The 22,075-nt window shown below is 59.2% G+C and carries 20 protein-coding genes; 11 read left to right on the top strand and 9 right to left on the bottom strand.

Annotated elements, in window-relative coordinates; translation table 11 throughout:
- Window positions 1-6: 6 nt before the first annotated feature.
- Window positions 7-2,706, bottom strand: coding sequence for a UvrD-helicase domain-containing protein (locus tag HMPREF2562_RS05410; protein WP_016422162.1), 2,700 nt, complete (start codon window positions 2,704-2,706; stop codon window positions 7-9).
- A gap of 65 nt (window positions 2,707-2,771) precedes the next feature.
- Between HMPREF2562_RS05410 and HMPREF2562_RS05405 the strand changes: the two genes are divergently transcribed.
- Window positions 2,772-3,146 carry a chorismate mutase gene (locus tag HMPREF2562_RS05405; RefSeq protein ID WP_049171980.1) on the top strand — a complete coding sequence of 125 codons (375 nt, stop codon included), beginning with the start codon at window positions 2,772-2,774 and terminating at the stop codon, window positions 3,144-3,146.
- A 22-nt stretch (window positions 3,147-3,168) separates the two neighbouring features.
- On the opposite strand, the gene HMPREF2562_RS05400 is transcribed toward HMPREF2562_RS05405, so the two are convergent.
- Window positions 3,169-4,650, bottom strand: coding sequence for an NAD-dependent succinate-semialdehyde dehydrogenase (locus HMPREF2562_RS05400; RefSeq protein WP_070549731.1), 1,482 nt, complete (start codon window positions 4,648-4,650; stop codon window positions 3,169-3,171).
- A gap of 203 nt (window positions 4,651-4,853) precedes the next feature.
- Between HMPREF2562_RS05400 and pgi the strand changes: the two genes are divergently transcribed.
- On the top strand, window positions 4,854-6,491 hold the full coding sequence (gene pgi / locus HMPREF2562_RS05395; RefSeq protein WP_070549730.1) for a glucose-6-phosphate isomerase: 1,638 nt from the start codon (window positions 4,854-4,856) through the stop codon (window positions 6,489-6,491).
- A gap of 92 nt (window positions 6,492-6,583) precedes the next feature.
- Here the strand turns inward: pgi and HMPREF2562_RS05390 are convergent, their stop codons facing one another.
- Window positions 6,584-6,997 carry a YccF domain-containing protein gene (locus HMPREF2562_RS05390; protein ID WP_049171975.1) on the bottom strand — a complete coding sequence of 138 codons (414 nt, stop codon included), beginning with the start codon at window positions 6,995-6,997 and terminating at the stop codon, window positions 6,584-6,586.
- Window positions 6,998-7,168: 171 nt separating this feature from the next.
- Between HMPREF2562_RS05390 and HMPREF2562_RS05385 the strand changes: the two genes are divergently transcribed.
- From HMPREF2562_RS05385 to HMPREF2562_RS05370, 4 genes are all read left to right on the top strand, one after another.
- A complete protein-coding gene (locus HMPREF2562_RS05385; protein ID WP_038627816.1) occupies window positions 7,169-7,924 on the top strand; it encodes a 3'(2'),5'-bisphosphate nucleotidase CysQ in 756 nt (251 codons plus the stop codon).
- Window positions 7,925-7,940: 16 nt separating this feature from the next.
- Window positions 7,941-8,777 (top strand): thymidylate synthase, encoded by an 837-nt coding sequence (locus HMPREF2562_RS05380; protein WP_070545720.1) that lies wholly within the window; start codon window positions 7,941-7,943, stop codon window positions 8,775-8,777.
- A 23-nt stretch (window positions 8,778-8,800) separates the two neighbouring features.
- The gene (locus HMPREF2562_RS05375) at window positions 8,801-9,331 is read left to right on the top strand and encodes a dihydrofolate reductase (protein ID WP_070545717.1); all 531 of its coding nucleotides are present in this window, start codon (window positions 8,801-8,803) and stop codon (window positions 9,329-9,331) included.
- Window positions 9,332-9,470: 139 nt separating this feature from the next.
- Window positions 9,471-9,749: a mycoredoxin gene (locus HMPREF2562_RS05370; RefSeq protein WP_038627805.1), complete on the top strand. Its 279-nt coding sequence runs from the start codon at window positions 9,471-9,473 to the stop codon at window positions 9,747-9,749.
- A 122-nt stretch (window positions 9,750-9,871) separates the two neighbouring features.
- Here the strand turns inward: HMPREF2562_RS05370 and HMPREF2562_RS05365 are convergent, their stop codons facing one another.
- Window positions 9,872-11,281, bottom strand: coding sequence for an NAD(P)H-quinone dehydrogenase (locus HMPREF2562_RS05365; RefSeq protein WP_038627803.1), 1,410 nt, complete (start codon window positions 11,279-11,281; stop codon window positions 9,872-9,874).
- A 75-nt stretch (window positions 11,282-11,356) separates the two neighbouring features.
- Entirely contained in the window at window positions 11,357-12,607 is a 1,251-nt protein-coding gene (locus tag HMPREF2562_RS05360; RefSeq protein ID WP_187400004.1) for a M20 family metallopeptidase, read from the bottom strand.
- Between the two features lie 172 nt (window positions 12,608-12,779).
- Between HMPREF2562_RS05360 and HMPREF2562_RS10885 the strand changes: the two genes are divergently transcribed.
- Complete coding sequence (locus tag HMPREF2562_RS10885; protein WP_141744775.1) at window positions 12,780-13,463, top strand: hypothetical protein; 684 nt, start codon at window positions 12,780-12,782, stop codon at window positions 13,461-13,463.
- A 9-nt stretch (window positions 13,464-13,472) separates the two neighbouring features.
- On the opposite strand, the gene upp is transcribed toward HMPREF2562_RS10885, so the two are convergent.
- On the bottom strand, window positions 13,473-14,108 hold the full coding sequence (upp, locus tag HMPREF2562_RS05345) for a uracil phosphoribosyltransferase (protein WP_016422152.1): 636 nt from the start codon (window positions 14,106-14,108) through the stop codon (window positions 13,473-13,475).
- 347 nt (window positions 14,109-14,455) lie between these two features.
- Between upp and HMPREF2562_RS05340 the strand changes: the two genes are divergently transcribed.
- From HMPREF2562_RS05340 to HMPREF2562_RS05330, 3 genes are all read left to right on the top strand, one after another.
- Window positions 14,456-14,776 (top strand): hypothetical protein, encoded by a 321-nt coding sequence (locus HMPREF2562_RS05340; protein WP_016422151.1) that lies wholly within the window; start codon window positions 14,456-14,458, stop codon window positions 14,774-14,776.
- 128 nt (window positions 14,777-14,904) lie between these two features.
- Window positions 14,905-15,819, top strand: a complete 915-nt coding sequence (locus HMPREF2562_RS05335) for a C40 family peptidase (protein ID WP_246819331.1) — start codon at window positions 14,905-14,907, stop codon at window positions 15,817-15,819.
- Between the two features lie 132 nt (window positions 15,820-15,951).
- Window positions 15,952-17,193 carry a hypothetical protein gene (locus HMPREF2562_RS05330; protein ID WP_016422149.1) on the top strand — a complete coding sequence of 414 codons (1,242 nt, stop codon included), beginning with the start codon at window positions 15,952-15,954 and terminating at the stop codon, window positions 17,191-17,193.
- Between the two features lie 29 nt (window positions 17,194-17,222).
- Here HMPREF2562_RS05330 and HMPREF2562_RS05325 read toward each other — a convergent pair whose 3' ends face one another.
- On the bottom strand, window positions 17,223-18,452 hold the full coding sequence (locus tag HMPREF2562_RS05325) for an adenosine deaminase (protein ID WP_016422148.1): 1,230 nt from the start codon (window positions 18,450-18,452) through the stop codon (window positions 17,223-17,225).
- Window positions 18,453-18,608: 156 nt separating this feature from the next.
- Here HMPREF2562_RS05325 and HMPREF2562_RS05320 point away from each other — a divergent pair, with 156 nt between their 5' ends.
- A complete protein-coding gene (locus tag HMPREF2562_RS05320; RefSeq protein WP_180950687.1) occupies window positions 18,609-19,859 on the top strand; it encodes a D-alanyl-D-alanine carboxypeptidase family protein in 1,251 nt (416 codons plus the stop codon).
- On the opposite strand, the gene HMPREF2562_RS05315 is transcribed toward HMPREF2562_RS05320, so the two are convergent.
- Together HMPREF2562_RS05315 and trpS are read right to left on the bottom strand one after the other, a co-directional pair.
- Entirely contained in the window at window positions 19,860-20,885 is a 1,026-nt protein-coding gene (locus tag HMPREF2562_RS05315) for a YhjD/YihY/BrkB family envelope integrity protein (protein ID WP_070549728.1), read from the bottom strand. It abuts the gene before it with no gap.
- A gap of 62 nt (window positions 20,886-20,947) precedes the next feature.
- Window positions 20,948-22,003: a tryptophan--tRNA ligase gene (trpS, locus tag HMPREF2562_RS05310; RefSeq protein WP_049171954.1), complete on the bottom strand. Its 1,056-nt coding sequence runs from the start codon at window positions 22,001-22,003 to the stop codon at window positions 20,948-20,950.
- Window positions 22,004-22,075: the final 72 nt, after the last annotated feature.

The following is a 22,075-nucleotide window of genomic DNA, read 5'->3' as shown; positions in this document are numbered from 1 at the left end:
GTTCTTTTACAACTTCTCCATGGGCACGCCGCCGATAAGCATCATGCGGACCTTACCTGCGGATCCAAAGTCAATCATCGCAGTTGCCCGGGGCGCGGCCCCTTGGACCTCAAGCACAGTGCCTAAGCCGTACTTGTCGTGAACAACCTTGTCACCGGGCTCTAGGTGCAAGACCTGATTCTTCTTTCGGGATGACGCACCAGAGTTAGAGGATCCACCAGAGCCGAAGCCCGAGCTGGAACCGAAGCCCGACGAGGCACCATGGCCACGACCAAACGCGCTGCCCGCGCCGTAGCCACCAGAACCAAAACCACCAGAACCGGCGCCCCAGCTGCGAGCCGGAGCCTCGCGCAGCCAATCGATCAGGTCGCTTGGGACTTCCCCCAGGAAACGTGAAGGCGGATTATTCTGCGGCGAACCCCACGAGGACCGAGTCACAGCGCGCGTGAGATACAGCTGCTTGCGAGCTCGGGTAATACCCACATAGGCCAGACGTCGCTCTTCAGCCAGCTCCTTCGGATCGCCCAGGGCGCGCAGGTGCGGGAACAGTCCGTCTTCCCAGCCAATGAGAAATACCACCGGAAACTCCAGGCCCTTAGCCGTATGTAGCGTCATCAACGTCACTACACCGGTGTCATCATCCGGAATCTGATCCGCATCGGCCACCAGAGAAACTCGCTCGAGGAATGCCTGCAGACTTCCCGGTTCCGCTTCCCCATCGTTGTCGAAGTCGGCCGCGAAATCACGCGCGAGGTCATTCGCGATTCCAGATTCCACCTCGGACTCGCCACTAGTATCAGCACCGCTTTCAGCATCAGCTGCAGCGCCAGAGCCTTCATTTACATCAGCGCTAATATCCACCGACGACATCATCCGCGCCTCTGCAGAGAACTCCCGCGCAACGCTGACGAGCTCATTGAGGTTGTCCAGGCGCGTGGCATCTTGCGGATCATTGGAGCGCTCGAGCTCCGACTTGTACCCACTGCGATCAATAATCGCGTTGACCAAATCACCGATATCGGCCAGTTCACCGGATGCCATATCCGCCGCCAAGCCATCAATCATCTCGACGAACGCCGCCATCGCGTTTCGACTCCGCGCCGCCACCGCCGGAACCTTACCCTCCGCTACGGCACGTAGCGCCGTGCCGAACGAGCACCTCTCGTCCTCGGCATAGAGCGACACATGAGCCACCGCACGGTCACCGATTCCGCGGCGCGGCGTATTGATAATGCGACGCAGCGAAACATCATCGTCGAAGTTCTCAATAACGCGCAGGTAGGCGACAATATCGCGTACTTCCTTACGCTCATAGAACCTGGTGCCACCAACCACCGTGTACGGAACGCCCATACGAATGAAGACATCCTCTAGCGCACGGGAGGAATTATTGGTGCGGTAGAAAATCGCCACATCTGAATACGAGTACGGCCCGTAGTCGACCAATTGCTCAATCTCGTTAGCGATAAACCGAGCCTCATCGTGCTCATTGTCCGCCACGTAGCCCTTGATCTTGCCGCCCTCACCGAGATCGGTCCACAGCTTCTTCTCCCGGCGGTTCTCATTGCGCGCAATCAACGCATTGGCCGCCGACAGAATCGTCTGCGTCGAGCGATAGTTTTGCTCCAGCAGAATCGACGTGGCCTCCGGATAGTCCTTCTCAAACTCCTCAATATTGCGAATAGTCGCACCACGGAAGGCATAAATGGACTGGTCCGAATCGCCCACCACACACAGCTCACTCGGAGGCACATCTCCACCGGGCTTGCCGACGAGCGTCGAGACCAAAACATACTGCGCATGGTTGGTGTCCTGGTATTCGTCCACCAACACATGCCGGAAACGGCGACGGTAATACTCTGCAACCTGCGGGTGATTGGTGAAAATCCGAACGACCTCACCGATTAGATCGTCAAAGTCCACGGCATTAGCCGCCCGTAGCCTGGTCTGGTACTCCAGGTAAACCCGTGCAACGACGTCATCAAAAGGATTGCGCGTCGTCGACGCGTCCGCGAGGGCCTTCTCCGGGTCAATCAACTCATTCTTGAGATTGGAGATACGCGACGAGAGCACGCGGCCGGTGAACTTCTTGGCATCTAGGTCCATGTCCTTAGCGATAATGGACAGCAAACGCCGGGAGTCGTCCGAATCATAAATAGAGAAATTGGAATTAAGCCCCGGTACTAGCGCATGCTGCATGCGCAGTATGCGCACACACATGGAGTGGAACGTGGACACCCACATACGCCGCGCCTGGTCACCGACCAGTCCCGCCACACGCTCGCGCATCTCGGCTGCGGCCTTATTGGTAAAGGTAATAGCCAAAATTTGGCTTGGCAGGACCCCACGCGCACCGATCAGGTATGCAATCCTGCGCGTCAGCACAGATGTCTTTCCTGAACCCGCTCCAGCCACAATCAACAGTGGTGAACCAATGTGCTCCACTGCTTGGCGCTGCTGCGGATTAAGCCCCTCTAGCAGCGACTCTGAATCAAAACTGGGCTCGAAGCCACCGCCAAAACCGCCGCCAAAGCTGGCAGCGTCACTCGGTGCGCTATTGCTACCAGCGCTGGCGAAGTGGCCGAACCCACCACGGCCAGGCGTAGCACCGCCCGCCTCACCGTGGTTCGAACCAGCATGGCTATCGCCACTACGTCCATCGTCAGCATTGAAGGACCCGAACAGCATTCCAGTTTCATTTCCCATGATGGCTACTACAGTAGCCGAGCCCCCGGATTGGACTGTTCGAATCCTTTGGCACAATAAGAACTATGAGCGAAAACCCTGCGGACACTCGCGCCGCACACACCGACAACACCGACGGCGCCGAGCACAGCCAGCAGGCGGCGGCAGTATCCCCTTTTGAAGTCCGCACCCCCACCGGTACCGATGACCCGTTGAGCTCCGCGGAGATCGAACAGTACCGCAAGGAAATCAACCGCCTTGACGGGCTGATTATCGATGCCATTCAACGCCGCACCGCAATCAGTAAGGCCGTCGGCAAAACCCGCCTGGGATCTGGCGGCACGCGTCTCGTGCACGGCCGAGAGGTGCAGATCATCAACGAGTTCCGCGACGCACTTGGCCCAGAGGGCCCGGCAATCGCGTCGGCGCTGCTGCGCATGGGACGCGGTCGCCTGGGCTAACCCTCGCCAGCTACCTGTCCTGCTAGCCTTCCAGGGAAATCAGCTTTTCCTCTAGGAACTCATTGATACCGGTGAAGCCGCCCTCACGGCCAAGACCGGACTGCTTGACACCACCGAACGGCGCCGACGGGTCCGACAGCGAGCCCTTATTGACCGCAACCATGCCGGACTCCAATGCCTCTGCCGCACCAAGTGCCTTGGTCAGGTTCTCACTGAACACATACGCCGCCAGACCAAAGATCGTGTCATTTGCCTGCTCAATCGCGTGCTCATCGTCCGTGAAGGTTGTCACTGCAACCACCGGACCGAAAATCTCTTCGCGGACAATATCCGCATCCTCGGGCACATCGGTCAGAACTGTGGGCTCGAAGAAGTAGCCGTCGGAAAGCGCGCCGCCGAGATCTGGGATCTTGCCGCCGCACTCTACTTTCGCACCGCGCTTGACCGCATCGTCAACCAGATCACGAACCTTTTCCTGTTGATCACGCAGCGCGAGTGGCCCAAGGTCCGTCGCCGGATCGGTACCCTCGCCCAACTTCAGCTCCGCAAAACGCTTGACGACGCCCTCGACGAACGCATCCTTCTTGGCTTCATGAACAATAAAGCGATTCGGGGCGATGCACACCTGGCCGCCATTGCGGAGCTTGGCGTCACTGACTGCCTGCACAGCCTTTTCGACATCGCCATCAGAGAGAATGACAAACGGAGCATTTCCGCCGAGTTCAAGGGAGACTTTCATCGAGGTCTCCGCGGCCTTCGCAGCGAGCATCTGGCCAACTTCGGTGGAACCGGTGAAGGTGAACTTGCGCAGGCGGTCATCGGAAAGCAGGGCCGAAACGTTGGCTGAGTGTCCTGTTGGCAGCACGGAGATCACGCCTGCGGGGACACCGGCCTCGATAAGCAGTTTGCCCAGGTAGAGCATGGTCAGCGGAGTTTTGGACGCGGGCTTAATAATGACCGGGCAGCCGGCGGCGAGTGCCGGGGCGATCTTGCGGGCCCCCATAGCCAGCGGGAAATTCCACGGCGTAATAGCCAAAACCGGGCCGACCGGCTGCTTAATCACCGCGACGCGCGAGGTTCCGCTCGGAGAAATTCGGTAATCGCCGGAGATACGCACAGCCTCCTCAGCGAACCAACGGAAAAACTCGCCACCGTAGCCGACCTCGGCCTTGGAATCCGGCAGCGCACGGCCCATCTCCAGGGACTGCAGCTGGGCCAACTTATCTGCATCCCGACGGATGAGTTCAAATGCGCGGTAAAGAATCTCGCTGCGCTTGCGGGGCGGGGTTGCCTTCCACTCCTTCTGGGCGGCGACGGCGTCGTCAAGCGCCCGCTTCGCGTCCTCTTCAGTGGCAGAAGCGACCTTGACCAGCGGATTATCTGTGGCGGGATTAATTACGTCGAAGGTCTCGCCATTCGACGCAGGACGGAACTCACCGCCGAGGAGAAGACCCGTGGGGACGTCTTTGAGGATGTTGTCGTAATCGGGAGTGAAATCAGTCATATTTTCCAGGGTAGGTGCCTTTGCTGAAGCGGGCTAGGGGCTCGTAGGTGGCGGATGGGGCGACGCATGAGCACTGCGGACTCGAGTTGCTGGCAGATTGTGGTCACGCCTGGTCGAATCCAGCCGCCCGGCGAGAGCGCCAAAACGCAACTAGTCTGGGGATGTATAAAGTGCATTTCGTCAAAAATTACCTGGGAGCAGGAATGACTGTAGATATCACTGGAACCGAGCAGTGGGCTCAGCTGGCTAAGCGCGTGGACAACGTCCGCGGCACCTCGCTGCGTGAGCTCTTCGCAACTGAAGAAGGCCGCGCTGAGAAGCTGACTTTCGATGCTGGCACTCTCCACGTTGACCTCTCCAAGAACTTGATGTGCCTCGACGGTTTTGCCGAGCTGGTTGAGCTCGCTCGTGCAGCTGGAATCGAAGAAGCACGCGAGAAGATGTTCCGCGGTGACAAGATCAACACCACTGAAAACCGCTCCGTGCTGCACACAGCGCTGCGCCTGCCAGCAGAGGAAAATCTGACCGTCGGCGACCAGGATGTCGCTGCCGACGTGCATGAGGTGCTCGGCCGCATGCGCGATTTCGCTCGCAGCCTCCGCAGTGGAGACTGGCTGGGATACACGGGTCACACTATTAAGACTGTGGTCAACATCGGCATCGGTGGCTCCGACTTGGGCCCGGCAATGGTGACCAAGGCGCTGCGCACCTACGCCACTGCCGGCATTGATGCCCGCTTTGTCTCTAATGTTGACCCATCTGACCTGCAGGCGGTTCTGGATGAGGTCGATCCGGAGTCCACGCTGTTTATTGTCGCTTCCAAGACCTTCACCACGCAGGAGACGCTCTCCAACGCTCACGCAGCTCGCCGCTGGCTTATCCAGCAACTGGGTAGCGAAGAAGCCGTCGCCAAGCACTTCGTTGCCGTTTCCACGAATGCCGAAAAGGTCGCCGAATTCGGCATCGACACTGAGAACATGTTTGGCTTCTGGGACTGGGTCGGCGGCCGCTACTCCGTCGACTCCGCCATCGGCCTGTCCATCATGGCAGTCGTTGGCCCGATGGACTTCATGCGCTTCCTGCAGGGCTTCCGAGCAATGGATGAGCACTTCCTCAACGCTCCGCTGGAGCAGAACGTGCCGGTACTGATGGGCATGCTGAATGTCTGGTACTCAAACTTCCTCGACGCTCAGTCGCATGCCGTGCTGCCCTACTCTGAAGATCTCTCTCGCTTCCCGGCGTACCTTCAGCAGCTCACCATGGAATCGAACGGTAAGTCCGTGCGTACCGACGGCAAGAGGGTGGACTACAACACCGGAGAAATCTTCTGGGGTGAGCCGGGAACGAACGGCCAGCACGCTTTCTTCCAGCTCCTTCACCAGGGAACTCGCCTAGTTCCGGCTGACTTCATCGGCTTTGCCCGTCCACGCCAGGATCTGCCGACGGCTTCCGGCGAAGGTTCTATGCACGACCTACTGATGAGTAACTTCTTCGCACAGACCAAGGTGCTGGCCTTCGGTAAGACCGCAGAAGAAATTCGCGCAGAGGGCGTTGCCGAGGAACTCGTAGAGCACAAGGTCATGCCAGGTAACCGTCCGACCACGACCATCATGGCCGAGGAACTGACCCCGGACGCTGTCGGTGCGCTGATTGCACTCTACGAGCACATCACCTTCGTCGAGGGCATTGTTTGGGGCCTGAACTCCTTCGACCAGTGGGGCGTCGAGCTGGGCAAGCAGCAGGCTGGCGACCTACTGCCTGCTGTTACCGGTGAAGTTGCACCGGATTCGGGCGATGCCTCCACCGATGCGCTGCTGACCTGGTACCGCGACAAGCGCTAACGTCTTCTGGCCAACTGGCCTAGATAACTAACAGTCCGCCCTCGGCTTGAACTGATTCTCGCTGCGGGCGGGCTGTTGTTATTTGTATCCCTCTAAATCTTCACCGCGTAGCCGTCCACACGGTAGCCCTTCACAATGTCCTTGCCGAATGGGAAGCAGGTCACCGGAATCATCTTGACGTTGGCCACCGCCAGTGGAATTCCAACGATGGTGACAGCCTGCGCCGCCGCAGTCATGATGTGACCGATGGCCAGCCACAGACCGGCGATGAGGAACCAGATTACATTCATCACACCGGCACTAACGGCACCGACCGCGCCCCGTCCGGAACGCTCCACCACGGAGCGTCCGAACGGCCACAGTGCATAAGAAGCCATGCGGAACGAGGCCACACCAGCGGGAATTGTGACAATCAAAATACAGGCAAGAACGCCGAAGAAAATGTAGCCCAAAGCAAGCCACAGGCCACCGAACAACAGCCAAATGATATTCAGCAAGGTCTTCATGCCACTTAAGTCTAGTCAGGATGCGTAGTCGGCATCTGGAGTTAGCGCAGCTCACCTAACGCCTGCGCAAAGTGAGGCATTAAGCCCATGGAGCCACTCGGATGCGGTGAGGATGGGGCGCGGCATCCCGTCGCAAAGCGGGGTTGGGAAAAAGCTAATAGTATCTAAGTCATGTCTGCCTACATTGAAGATGATGTTCTTGCCTATCGACTTGCCGTGGGCGCCAGTGAAATTCTCAAGGGTGTCCGCAACGTAGGCCTGCTGCGTGGCCGCATTCTGGGAGATGCCGGCGACGCACTGGCACAGGAGTGGATTGCCCGCGTACTGGAGCAGCACCGTCCGGACGACGGACTGCTGTCGGAGGAAGCCGCGGATAACCGTGAGCGCCTGGACTCAAAGCGGGTGTGGATTATTGACCCACTCGATGGCACGCGTGAGTTCGCTTCGGGCCGCCAGGACTGGGCAGTTCATGTCGCTCTGGTAGAGGACGGTCAGCCGACCCACGCTGCTGTTGGTCTGCCGGATCACGGCCAGGTTTTCCACACGGGTGAGGCCAAGGCTGTCCAGGGGCCGCGTGCGGGCAAGATTGTCGTATCGCGTACTCGCCCACCGGCTGTGGCAAAGTACGTCGCTGACAAGCTGGGCATGGAGCTGGTAGAGATGGGCTCCGCTGGTGCGAAGGCAATGCACGTACTGCTCGGTGACTACGACGCCTACATCCACGACGGTGGTCAGTACGAGTGGGATTCGGCAGCGCCGGTTGGTGTCGCTAAGTCCGCCGGTTTGCATGTCAGCCGCCTAGACGGCTCCGCGCCGACCTACAATAATGTCGATACTTTCCTGCCGGATATGCTGTTCTGCCGACCGGACCTGTCGGAGGAGATTCTGGCAGCGGTGAAGGAATTCAAGAATCAAGAGCAGAAGTAGGTAAGCTAGGGCGGCTATGACCGACTCCACTGACATCACAACACAGGCTCATCAGGGCATTCAGACTCCGTACGAGGATTTGCTGCGCGAAATTCTCGCTGACGGAGCAGCTAAATCAGACCGCACTGGCACGGGCACTCGCTCAGTGTTCGGCCGCCAGCTGCGCTTTGATCTGAACGAGGGCTTCCCACTGATCACCACTAAGAAGGTGCACCTGAAGTCCATCGTGTACGAGCTGCTGTGGTTCCTCCGCGGCGATTCGAACGTCCGGTGGCTCCAGGACCGCGGAGTGACTATTTGGGATGAGTGGGCAGACAACAACGGCGACCTCGGCCCGGTCTATGGCGTGCAGTGGCGCTCCTGGCCCACTCCGGATGGGCACCACATCGACCAGATTGCACAGGCGCTGGAGACTTTGAAGTCCAACCCGGATAGCCGCCGCAACATCGTCAGCGCATGGAATGTCTCCGAGATTTCCAATATGGCGCTGCCGCCATGCCATCTGCTGTTCCAGTTCTACGTCGCAGATGGCAAGCTCAGCTGCCAGCTCTACCAGCGCAGCGCGGACATGTTCCTGGGCGTGCCATTTAACATCGCTTCCTATGCACTGTTGACGCACATGATGGCGCAGCAGGCGGGCTTGGACGTTGGTGAGTTCATCTGGACCGGTGGTGATTGCCACATCTACGACAACCACATTGAACAGTGCGAACTGCAGGTCTCCCGTGAGCCACGCCCCTACCCCACGCTGAAGCTTCGGAAGGCCGACAGCATTTTCGACTACGCTTACGAGGACATCGAGGTCATCGGCTACGACCCGCATCCTCTGATTCGCGGTCAGGTGGCTGTCTAAGTCAGCGAAAGGTGAGTGTCGACATGAACGAGTCCACCGCTTCCACCAGCGCAAAGCCCCCGTTTGTAGGGATGATTTGGGCGCAGTCTCGGGCCGGCATTATCGGCGACGGCGCGACTATGCCCTGGCATCTGCCTGAAGATCTTCAGCATTTCAAAACAACGACGATGGGCGCACCAGTCATCATGGGGCGTCGCACGTGGGACTCGCTGAATCCCAAGTTCCGTCCACTCCCGGGTCGTCGAAACATCGTCCTTTCGCGCTCCGTGTCCGATTTCCCCGGCGCTGAATCCGCAGCCAGCCTCGAAGCGGCACTCGCAGCCGTCGCCGACGAGCCCGCAGCATGGATTATCGGGGGCGGACGTGTCTATCGCGATGCACTTTCGCTTGCCGACGAATGCGTGGTCACCGACATTGATACTGATGTCAATGTCCCGGTACCGGTCATGGCTCCCGACCTCTACGACTGGGTTCGTGTCGAGGATGGCCCGTGGCAGACGTCAACGACCGGCCTACGCTACCGCTTCTGCACGTGGCGGCGTCTAGAGGATTAGCTTCCTTTAAAAGCCTCGGAAGGAAAGCCTCCGAAGAGCATCTGGGAAGGGTGCCGAGCAAGGCTCTGAGGTGGGGCTACTGCCCGGCGGACGTATTGCGCAATGGAATATCGGCCTTGGTCCGCGCGTTGGACTAAGTATGACTGATGTGAAGACTCCACAGACCACCGAACACGTGACCATTTACGCTGCGGCCTGGTGCCCTTTCTGCCAGAACCTCATTGCTGGCCTGAAGGAAAACGGCACTCCGTTTGAGGCTTGGGACGTCGAAAAGCACGACGACCTTTCGAAGTGGGTTGAGTCCGTCAATGACGGCAACCGCGTTGTGCCGACTGTGCTGTACTCCGATGGCGAGCACGCCACGAATCCGTCTGTGGAGGAAGTCACCGCTAAGTACGCTGAACTCTCCAGCAAGTAAGCGCAGCATAAGCGCATCGGTACGTTCTTATTGCACAGCCAAAAAGCCGAGCCCCACTTTCGGGGCTCGGCTTGTTTTAATTACGAGTGCGGCCGGTCATGTTGCCAGTCGCGATACCAGCATTAGTCCAGATCGTCGTGTGCCATCAGCTGACGAGCAGCCTCAGTAATCGAGCCAGACAGCGACGGGTAGACAGAGAAGGAGCTTGCCAGGTCATCGACGGTGAGCTGGTTGGAGACACACACAGCAATTGGCAGAATCAGCTCCGAGGCGGTCGGAGCGACCACCACACCACCGATAATCATGCCGGAATTCTTACGGCAGAACAGCTTGACGAAGCCGTGGCGCAGCGAGCGCATCTTCGCACGCGGGTTACCTGCCAGCGGGAAAACCTCAACACGAGCGGAGACCTCACCGGACTCAATCTGAGCCTGGGAGACACCAACAGTCGCAATCTCCGGGCGGGTGAACACTGCCGAGGAAACGGTGCGCAGGCGAATTGGCGAAACACCTTCACCGAGGGCGTGGTACATCGCAATACGACCTTGCATAGCTGCAACGGAAGCCAGCGGGAACAAGTCGGTGCAGTCACCGGCAGCGTAGATACCCGGCACGTTGGTGCGGGAAACACGGTCAACGTGAATGTGGCCAGACGGGGTCATTTTCACACCACTTGCGTCCAGACCCATATCCGCAGTGTTCGGAATCGATCCGACGGTCATCAACGCGTGGGAGCCGAAGACCTCACGGCCGTCGGAAGTGACGACGCGAACGCCGCCGTCCTCAGTGCGTTCGACAAGATCACAGCGGGCGTTCTTCACAACGTCCACACCGCGCTCCAGCAGGACCTCCTCCAGGGCATCTGCAGCGTCAGCATCCTCGTGCGGCAGGATACGGTCACGCGAAGCGACCATGGTGACCTTCACACCCAACTCGGTGAACGAGGATACGAACTCAGCACCGGTAACACCAGAACCGACCACAATGAGGTGCTCCGGCAGCTCCTCCAGTTCGTAAACCTGACGCCAGGTCAAAATACGGTCACCATCAGGAATTGCACCCGGCAGAATACGTGGGGACGCACCGGTGCAGACCAGCACCAGGTCGGCTTCAAGAGTGACCTCGCCGCCCTCGAGCAAGTCGACGGTGACGTAGTGAGTTACACGGCCCGGGTCGTGGTCATCGAGACGACCGCGGCCCTGCAGCATTTTGATGCCCTCGCGCTCCATCTGTGCGCGAACATCGTCAGACTGCTGCTGCGCCAGGCGCTTAACGCGCTCGTTGACCGCAGTGAAGTCGATTTTACGCTGGGAGAAGTCCGGGCGAAGACCCATCTCGTCCGCACGGCGCATATCGGTACGAACGCCCGTCGCCGCGATGAAGGCCTTAGAGGGAACGCAATCCCACAGGACGGAAGAACCGCCCATACCGGCATCCTCAACCACAGTGACTTCAGCACCGTACTTGGCGCCAACCAGCGCTGCTTCGTAGCCGGCTGGGCCGCCGCCAATGATTACGATCCTCTGTGCCACAAATCCTCCAAAGTTGCCGTGGATATCACAATGTAACTACCGCGGGAGGCGTTTTCCCCGCTTTGCCCCAATAGTCTAACGGACAGTCATGGTTGACTGCGCGCCATCCTCATAGCGTGCGACGATGCCAGCGAAGAGTTTCACACCAACGCCCAGGCAACGCTCGTCCACGATTAGATCATCTCGGTGCAAATCGTGCTTGTCTCCACGACCGGACCAGCAGCCCAGACGAGCCATCGCACCCGGGACGTGCTCGAGATACCAACCGAAGTCCTCGCCGCCGGACGACTGTGGGGCCTGAATGACAGCATTCTCGTCCACTCGTCGCACCGCTTCCGCAATCAGGGCGGTGCAGTATTCGTCGTTAAGCACAGGCGGCACGCCACGCTCGTAGTTGATGGTGCAATCGGCGCCGGTCGGAGCGAGGACCTGTTCAATCAGTTCGCGCACCAGTGGATCGATGTCGCGCCAGGTCTTGATGTCCGCGGTGCGCAGGGTGCCACTGACGCTGCCTTCCGACGGAATCGCGTTGTGCGCGTACCCGGAGTGAACGGAGCCGAACGTCAGCACGGTGCCTGTACGAGGATCGACGCGTCGCGACAGCAAGCCCGGCAAATCTACAATCAATTTACCCAGTGCATAGACAACATCGGCTGTCATCTGCGGACGGGAGGTATGCCCGCCCGGGCCATGCACCTGAATCTCCAGCGTGTCGGCCGCAGAGGTGATGGCACCTGTTCGAACGCCGACGTGACCTACGCGCAGCTTCGGCTCACAATGGACGGCAAAAATACGCTCAACGCCATTGAGCGCACCGGCAGCGATAACCTCGGGTGCACCGCCAACCATGACCTCCTCGGCGGGTTGGAAAATGAAACGCAGCGGCGTCGGCAACGTGTGCTTTTCGTGGTACTCAGCCATAGCCAGTGCCGTCGCGAGCGTGATCGCGGTGTGGAAATCATGCCCGCAGGCATGCATGACGCCGTCATTGGTGCTGGCAAACTCCAGCCCCGTGCTCTCTGTAATTGGAAGCGCGTCGATATCACCGCGGAAAGCGAGACGTCCCGGGAGTTCACCTCCGGCTTCGCTACCGGCGAGTTCGTCTTCACCAATGTCGACCATCAGGCCGGTGTTGGGAAACAGCACTGGTTTCAGCCCTGCAGCACGCAGCTTCTCCTCCACAAAAGCCGTGGTGGCGTGCTCCATGTGAGATAGCTCTGGGTGCGCATGAAGATGCCGCCGCCACTCGAGAATCTCGTTCGCGTGCTCGGCCCACCAGTGCTTAATAAACTCCTCAATCACAACTCTCCAGTGTAAGCGCTCCATCGACAGGCCGTAACAAGAGGCCTACCGACGACTGCGCCAGCGACAGCAGTGGCCGGCAAGCGCTTGAATGTCAGCGCCAGACGTACGCATGACCAGGAGTCACTTCTTTAACTTTGGCCTCTTCAATTATCAGATGTTTCACATTTTGAGGAAGTCTGCGATGATAATAGGCATGTCCGGCAATGGCACACCTAAGTCTCTCAGCATCCCCATCATCATCGTGGCCACCGCACTCGTGGTCGTCATCGGCATCGCCATCGGCCTGTCGCTGAACAATAGTGATGAGCCCCAGCGTCCGGAGGTCCCCTCCTCCTCGCAGCCGACGTCGCCCAGTTCGACACCGCCGTCCTCGACGAGTTCGACTTCTACGAGCAAGACGACCACCACGACCACAACTACGTCGAAGTCCTCCGAGACGTCGTCAAGCACGCCGAGCACTTCGACATCGTCCTCGTCGTCGACGCCGAGCACCACGTCTTCGCCATCCACGACGACGAGCTCAGAGCCGACATCAGCTCCGGAGGGGCAGGACTTCGGCACTGGCCGCTCCGACCTAGACGGCCTGGGCTTCGTGGGCAGCTCCGCACGCTGCGACAACGGTGACCGCGCCTTTGCTGTTATCGCCGCTGAACAGGGAATTAAGGCTGCTGCTTGTGAGACGCGCTCCGGCGAGAAGTACTACCGCTCGGATACACCACAGGGTTCCGGATCGATGGACATCATCGTCGATGAGGGCGACCGCGTTGTTGCACAAAACGGCTCGTACAAGTACCAGATGTCCCCCGACGGAGTTCTTGTGACCAAGGACAACGAGGTCGTCAAGAAGTACGCGGCAGAAGCCTGGGGAACTGCCTAAGAGATCAATTTAAAGATCAATGTTGCGGGGACCGTAGAGGCGGTCGCCCGCATCTCCCAACCCCGGCACGATGTAGGCATCCTCGTTAAGATCCGGGTCCACCACTGTGGTGACAAGACGCACCGGGAAACCGGATTCCTTCAAGGCGTCGACACCCTGCTGTGCGGAAATGATGCACACGGCCGTGATGTTGTCCGCGCCGCGATCCACCAACAGCTTCAGGGCATGCAGCAGTGAACCGCCGGTTGCCAGCATTGGGTCGACCAGGAAGACAGTGCGCCCGGACAGATCCTCCGGTAGCGCCTCGAGGTACGGCACCGGCTCATGGGTTTCCTCATTACGAGCCAAGCCAATAAAGCCCACCTGCGCATCCGGAATCATCGACAGCGACGGATCAATCATGCCAAGACCCGCACGAATGACGGGAACAATAATCGGCGGATCCTGCAGACGGTAACCCGGCGCGGTAGTGATTGGGGTCTGAACATCGAAGTTATCGACGGGCAGCTCCCGGCTTGCCTCGTAAATCAGCATTGCGCCCAGATCGGCGAGTGCCGCACGGAAGCCCGCGTTATCAGTGCGCGCGTCGCGCAGAATGGTCAAACGTGACTGTGCCAAGGGATGGTTGACAACGGTAATCTCCATGCCTTCCAAAATACATTGCTTTGCTTTTGCTGCTCTGGTGCCGGCAAAAGCAAATTTCTGAAAACGCGTTCCCCAAAAAATATGGAACCGAATCGGCCTTTTTCGCGCCTAACAATACGAGGGCTATTTACTGCGCCCTATTTGCACAAGTCCGCCTACTACCAAACCACTTGCCACTCAGTCGCCGTCCGAACCCCGCTAGCCGTTCTGCCACAGCACTGAGTGTTGAACCACACGCGAATTTCCTAGAGAGGCCGTCAACATTGTCCCGTCCATCACCACACAGTTCCCACAGCCAATCTTTTCTCTCTCCGACCACTAGCGGGAATGACTCAGTCTTTACGCTGGTGCCAGAGCTGATTTCTGCCGATGCCACGCGCCTTGACGCGTTGTCGCAGCAGGTCAGCGGCGCTGACTTGGGCATCAGCGCACTGCTCTCGCTTGGCGACGTCCCGTTTGCTGGGCCCTTCTGTCACGCTGCAGCCACTGCTCTACAGCACCAACACGAGCATGTAGCTGAGCTGAATGAGTACGGCACCAGCGCTGCTCGTGCACTGAACGCTCTTGTCTCTGCGGTGTCCACTGCTGAAGATGCCGGCGCATATGCGCTGCAGTCCATCTCACCGAAAATGGGAGCCGTTGCAACTCGCGGAATGGGCGGTGCGTGATGCTTCCCACCAATCTACTTACGGAGGTCCCCACCGCGATTGCACAACAGCTAAGTCCTGCCATCGCACCCGCACTGGCAGGACTTGCTGGGGCCGCAATACCCGCCGCGAGTACCGCCTGGCGCTCAGTGGCAGATTCCGTTGACCGCAACTGGGGCGATGGTGCTGGTTCCGGAGCAGGGGCCGCGGGAACAAGTCTCAAACGGGCTGCAAATGCGGCAGCCGACTTGGAAACTCGCGCCGGAACCATTGACAGTGACATTGCCAAGGGGCTGGCCGCAGTAATGTCAGCGGCCACTGATTTGGCCCGGATTGCCATGGATTTTGTCACTTCCGCCATGGGCTCGTTGACTGCGACGGCTGCGGGGCCCGCTGGTCTCGCCGCGACCGGCGCCAGCCTAGCCTCAGCGGCCAGTTCCGCGATCTCCCAGGCCATTGCGCGGCTCATGAAACTCGAGCAAGAACTGCGACCTCTGGTGCAGTCGCTGATACAGCAAGCGAGTACCGCGGTGGACACCCCTCCCCCACCTCACTCGGCACAGTTGGAGGCCCCAGGTATCACTCAAGCCGCCCTCGCTTCTACGTCTACGAACACCCCAGGTTCGGCTAGCGCTACCGACGCTGCAGATGGTTCGGAGGCGTCGTCCGATTCGGGCAGCGCGCCGGTACCTGCGGATGCTGGAGCTGGCGCGCCCACACCAGAGGCCCAAGCTGCGGTGAAGGCTGCACTCAGTGCCGTCGGAACGCCCTATGGTTGGGGCGGAAATACTCCGGGGCAGGCGCTCGATTGTTCAGGCTTAACGCACTGGGCCTACGGGCAAGCTGGTGTTGATATTCCCCGCACGGCAGAAGCACAGGCCGTCGGCAGACAGGTGAGCCAGGATGAACTGCTACCTGGCGATCTTGCAGTGTGGGACGGCCATGTCGCCATGGTTATCGGTGACGGAAAGATGGTCGAAGCGGGCGATCCGGTGCAGGTAAACCCCGTGCGTACGACCAACATCGGCATGCCGTTTAAGGGGTTCTACCGTCCGACCGGATAGTGCGGTGGGTATCTGCGTCGTAAAACTTCTAAGATAGGAATACGCAAACTTGCCACCCGTGGGGGCGCTGCAGGTATGACAATTTTTGAGTTTTAATAATCACCGACAAGCAGAAGGGCTGCGACGAAAACTATGGCCAGGAAAGGCATCGTTCCTATCGAACTCGAGCTGACCTCGGGCACCTTTTACACGTTGTGGGCTCCAAGCTGGCGTGAGGGTGGCTCCGAGTGGCAGGCTCTGCTCGGCCGCGGTGATGACATCTATTTGTTCTCATCGGCGGCAAAGCTCCTGGCTTTCCTACAGTCGGATGCTCCTCACGACTTCACGCAGCACCCCAGCTGGCGCAACTTCAACCAGCAGCTACCGGGAGCTGCCATCGCGGCGCCACGCCACCGCTATGACCTGATTGGGCTGCCAGAGATTCTGGCCGGCCGGGCCGACTACGACCATGTTTCGCGCGCTGATCGCATTCTTGCCATCACTCGCTCGATTGGTGCGATCGCGGATCTCACTCCGATCAACCAGATGTTCGCCTCTCACTCTGTCCTGGCTGCCACGCAAAATGGTGCTGATCACTTCCAGGGCAGTGGCGCCGCTCAGTGGTCGGCTATCGGTAATGTCATCTTGACCAACTGGGACAATTGCATTGACGCTATCGACGCCATCGGCGCAAATACTCCGAGCATCGATGAAGAGTCTGAAACCGCTGCTGCAGCCGCATTAAAGGAGGCGGAGGCCGCGGAGCGTGAGCGTCGTGAAGCGGCGGAGAAGAAGCGCGAAGAGGAAAAGAAGTCCGCAGAGGAGACCGCCGGCGATCCGTACGATCAGACGGTGTGGGCCAACGCTGGCATCGACCCGATCAAGATCTCCATCGCTGGCCGCACGCTCTACACCTTGCGTTGTTACATGGGACGTCGCCCGCTATTCCTGGGCAGCGCCGGTGAGATTCACACGTTCTCACAGCCCCGCACGATGGTGCGTTGGCTGCTGGAGCACAAGCATCACGACATGTCGGCGCTGACGACGTGGGATGAAATCATCACCGCGGCCAACGCAGGTGAACTGGAGGCCGTAGTGCACGAGGACAATGAGTACTCGTTTACCGGTCTGGCCGAGGACATTGAAAAGGGCCCGAACGCCGTGGACACCGCCCAGCTCGCCCGCGCGTACGAGCTACTCGCAGACGCCGCTGACTGGGCTGGAGATGATGCCGTGAACGAGGTACTGGCGGGCAACCAGCAGCTGCAGTGGCTGCTGAACTTCCTGCTGGACACCGGAGAAATGTCCGAGCCAGTTCCGCCTTACGACGATGAGGCCGAGGGCTGGAGGCAGCTGGAGAAGGACTTGGCCGCTCGGTTCACGACCAAGATCTAGCTCCTCCCAGCAAAGCTGGCCGGCGCTGGCTAGTCCAGCGTCAGGTTCAGCTCATCTTCGGCACCGAAACCCGCACCGTTGACATCAGTTTCGATGTCCTCGTCGCTGTTGTCGATAAGCTGCAGGTAAGCGGGGTAAATAATGGTGTCCATGATGTGCTCGCGGGTCGGCAGATCCACGAATGCATTGTTTAGCGCATTCGAGGTCAGTTCGAACAGCTCGCTGTAGCCGTAACCGAAGTTCTCCACCAACTCCATGCACTCCCGGGTCATGGAAGTCGCACCAATCAGACGGTTATCCGTGTTGACCGTGCAGGCGAAACTCATATCGTCGAGAAGCGAGAACGGGTGATCCGCAACGCTGTCACAGACACCAGTCTGAACGTTGGAGGTCGGGCAGATTTCCAGCGGAATCTGGCGGTCACGAATAGCGGAGGCAACCTCCTGGCATTCGATGCCCTCGAGGGAAGCACCGAAGTCCTCGTAGATGCGCACGCCGTGACCCAGGCGGCGAGCACCTTGCACGACAGCGTCCTGCAACGAATCCACACCGGCGTCTTCACCTGCGTGAATGGTGACCGGAATGAGGTTTTCCCGCAGCATGGTGAATGCTTCGGCATGGTTAGCCGGTGGGAAGCCGTTTTCCGGTCCAGCGATGTCAAAACCGACAACGTACCCGTCGGAGTTCTTCCCGTAGTTGTCGATCACCAGCTGTGCGACTTCCTTGGAATTGTCATTCTGGCGCATCGCACAGACCAGCAGACGTGCGGTGATGTGCTTTCCCTCAGCGGCGGCATGGGCTTCACCCTGCGCCAGGCCTTCGACCAGTGCGTCGATGACAGCCTGCATATCCAGGCCCTTTTCCAAATGGTTTTCCGGAGCCAGGCGCAGCTCAGCGTAGACGACGTTGTCGGCGGCCAGATCCTCGACGGCCTCACGCGCCACGCGCGTCAGCGACTCAGCGGTCTGCATGACGGCGCAGGTGTGCGCGAAGGCGGTTAGGTAGCTCGGCAACGAGCCAGAGTTGCCGGTGTCAATGAACCACTTCTCCAGTTCATCCACGTCGGTGGTGGGCAACTGATCGGTGTAACCGCAGTCCGCGGCCAGGTCGATAACGGTCTGCGGGCGCAGGCCGCCGTCGAGGTGATCGTGAAGCAGTACCTTGGGCAGGCTGGCGACAACCTTGCGCATCTCATCGAGATTCGATGCCGAAGACTGTGTGTCCAGAGACTGAGCATCACTGTGCAAAGAATTAGTCATAATGGCCAGACTATCGGTACTGTGCCCTCCGCTTCTACTTCACTGCCGGTGAATCGTAATTCTGCTTTGTACAAAGGCTTCCGCTCCCCCGTTTTCCCCCATCCACACACGACGAATACGTCATTTCGGGTGACGTTTTACTACCCTTATTTCATCATGTTTCCCTCTCGCCGCTTCTCATCTGCCGTTACGCTGCTAGCTACCAGCGCTCTGCTTCTGCCGAGCACCGCCCCTGCAGCCATGGCGCAGAGCACCTCGCTTACCGACGACGCCCCGATTGTCGGTCCCGCACCTGATATCCGTGACACGGAGGGCTGCCCCTACAAGACCCTTCCACCAGCACCAGTGGATTCCTCTGAGGTTCCGGCTCCCGGCGAAACATCTCCCGCTCCACTTCCGGTTCCTCAAAAGCTGGCTGGAGGTAGCAAGATGTCCGCCTGCGGCATTGTCAGCGGTGAGGGGTTTGACGTTCCGAAGGACCTCTCCGCCTCTGCATGGACGGTGTTCGATTTGAAATCCGGCGATGTCCTTGCGGCGAAGGACCCGCACGGCCGCTACCGTCCGGCATCGATTATTAAGGTGCTGCTGGCGATGGAGGCAATCGAGAATTTGAAGCTCGACACCCCAGTCAAGGCGACCTTCGAGGACGCGAACATGGAGGGCTCTCGTGTCGGCATCGTCGAGGACGTGAACTACTCGGTAGAAACGCTCCTGACTGGTCTGCTGCTTAACTCCGGCAACGACACCGGCCACGCCTTGGCCCGCGAACTTGGTGGCATGGATAAGACCACAGAGAAGGTCAATGCCCTGGCAAAGAAGTTGGGGGCGACGGATACGCGAGTGGTCAACCCGACTGGTCTCGATGCTCCGGGACAGATGACGTCGGCATACGACATGTCACTGTTCTTCCAGCACGCATTCAACAATGAGATTTATCGCAAGCTCTCGGCCACCCGCCTGGCCACCATCCCCGGAGACAAGGCTCTCGAGGTCGATGACTTCGAAATCGCCAACGACAATCAGCTGATTGCCCAGGACTACCCCGGCGCCCTTGGAGGCAAGACCGGTTTTACCGACGATGCCCGTCATACCTTCGCTGGGGTGGCTGAGCGCGATGGCCGTCGTCTCGGCGTCATCGTTCTCGACGTCACTGTGGAGGATTCACCGCGCCCCTGGGAGCAGGCGGCATCGCTTCTCGACGCCGGCTTCGCGGCACCGCAGGACAGCTCTGTCGGTGTCCTCGAAGCGGAAGCGACTGAGGATAAGTTGGTAGAAAAATTGCCCGATATCCTGGACAACGAGTCAACAGGAACCGGGCTAAAAATTACTGTCAGCGCTGCCATCGTAGGTGTCATCGCATTGATTGCGATGGTCACCTACCGCTTCGGCAGACGCGATCGAGGCTAATTATTTCGAACCGAGCAGGCGGTTCAATCCGGACGGGTTGGCCGCTTCCGCACGGACGTTAATGACAGCAGGAGCAGGTGCATCCAGCTCCTCGTCGGCAAGCGCTTCTTCGGTCGTCGCGGTCCAGGCAGTGGCATACATAGTTATGCGCCAGATGAGGTAGAAAACGACCATCAAACCGATGACCGGACCGAAAACTGCACCGGCCGGGTTCGACAGGGCGTTGGAGAAGAAAACGCTACCGAGCTGCTTGACAACCTCAAGGCCAATCGCACCGATAATCGCACCCTTTGCCGCAGAGCGGAACGGGGCGCCCCCGCGCGGCAGGAAAGCGAGCATCCAGAAGAACAGCAGCCAGTTGGCGACGAGACCAATGGCGATGGCAATCAATCCCGCAATAATTGTGATTCCCGGGACATGAGCCAGACCAATCTTGTCCAGCAGGGACTGGGTCAGTCCGGAAGAGCCGGCTGCAGTGACAGCGAAGGTCAGCAGGATCATAACCAGCATGCCCAGCAGACGCAGCAGGTCGCGAACCTTTCCGATCACGAAGTTGCTAGCGCCTAGCGGGCGCTTCCACAGCTGTGTCACTGCGTTGGAGAGGTTGCCCATCCAACCAAGCCCCGACCACAGGGTGGCAATGAAACCGACGGTGAAGACGCCACCTGCCTGATCGATCGCGCCTTCGATAATTGCGTTGATGGTGTCGCCCATCGACCCATCGATGGAGTCGGTGATAGCGGACTGGATTTGCTCAAGCAGCTGCTCATTGCCACGCAACACAAGCGCGAGGATGGCAAATGCCGTCATGATTAGGGGGAAAATCGACAGCACGGAGAAGTACGTGACAGCGGCGGCAAAAAAGTTACCGCCCTGCTCGGAGTAGCGCTCCTGCATCCGCATAACGTGATCGAACCACGCCCACTTTTCGCGGAGGCGGTCGATTGCGCTCGGTTCATCGGCGTGTACACGCTCGATGCCATAGCGGTCCGTTCTCTTCGGATCTTTTTGAGTAGAGGTTGCCATGTCCCCTACCTTAACGTGCCAGCTTTCGGTACGGAGACTGAAGCGCAGAGTCTACAGCTGAATTAACGGTTGGCGGCCTTCAGGAACCCGACTCGCTCGTACACATCTGCAAGTGTCTTGGCGGCAACTTCACGGGCACGGTCAGCGCCTTCGGCCAGGATCCGTTCCAACTCACCACGATCGGCCATGAGCTCCTCATAGCGTGCACGCAGTGGCGTGGTGAATGCCTCCAGCGCATCTGCGGTATCAGCCTTCAGCTGGCCGTAGCCAGCGCCTTCGTAGCCGGCAACGAGCTCGTCGACAGGCTTGTCGGTCAACGCCGACTGAATGACCAGCAGGTTGGAAACGCCCGGCTTGTTCTCACGGTCGAAGCGGATCTCTCCGTCATTGTCGGTAACGGCCGAGCGAATGCGCTTGGCGGAGACCTTCGGGTCGTCCAAGAGGTTAATAATGCCCTTCGGATTTGCACCCGACTTGCTCATCTTCGAGGTCGGATCCTGCAAGTCGTAAATTTTCGCGGAGCCTTCCATGATGTGTGGATCCGGCACCACGAAGGTCTTCTTGTAGCGGGAGTTGAAGCGCTGCGCCAGGTTACGCGTCAGTTCGAGGTGCTGGCGCTGATCCTCCCCCACCGGCACCAGCTGTGGGCGGTAGAGCAAGATGTCGGCAGCCATCAACATGGGGTACGCGAACAAACCAGCGGAGGTATGTTCCGCGCCCTGACGAGAGGACTTGTCCTTGAACTGCGTCATACGGCTGGCTTCACCAAAGCCAGTCAAGCAGGTCAACACCCATCCGAGCTCCGCGTGCTCGGGCACATGCGACTGCACGAAGAGCACCGACTTCTCCGGATCAATACCGAGTGCAATCAGCTGTGCGGCACCTGCGATAGTGCGCTGACGCAGCTCCTTCGGATTCTGCTCGACAGTGATGGCGTGCAGGTCTGGAATGAAGTAGTAAGCGTCGAAGTCATCCTGCAGATTAATCCAGTTCTTCAATGCACCCAGGTAGTTGCCCAGGTGGTAGGAATCTGCGGTCGGCTGAATGCCGGACAGAACGCGCTGCTTACGAGCACTCGGTGCAGGATTAGTTGCCTCAGGACCCTTGCTTTCACTCATAGCCAATAAGTCTAGCGCGAGGCCCGCAGTTGAGAGTCGACGACGTACCCGTTTCGACAACACCACGGGCTT

The sequence above is a fragment of the Corynebacterium sp. HMSC077G07 genome, assembly GCF_001809225.1.
Taxonomy (GTDB): Bacteria; Actinomycetota; Actinomycetes; order Mycobacteriales; family Mycobacteriaceae; genus Corynebacterium; species Corynebacterium jeikeium_D.
The sequence above is the reverse complement of the archived record's forward strand: the minus strand, read 5'-3'. Positions and strand labels throughout refer to the sequence as shown.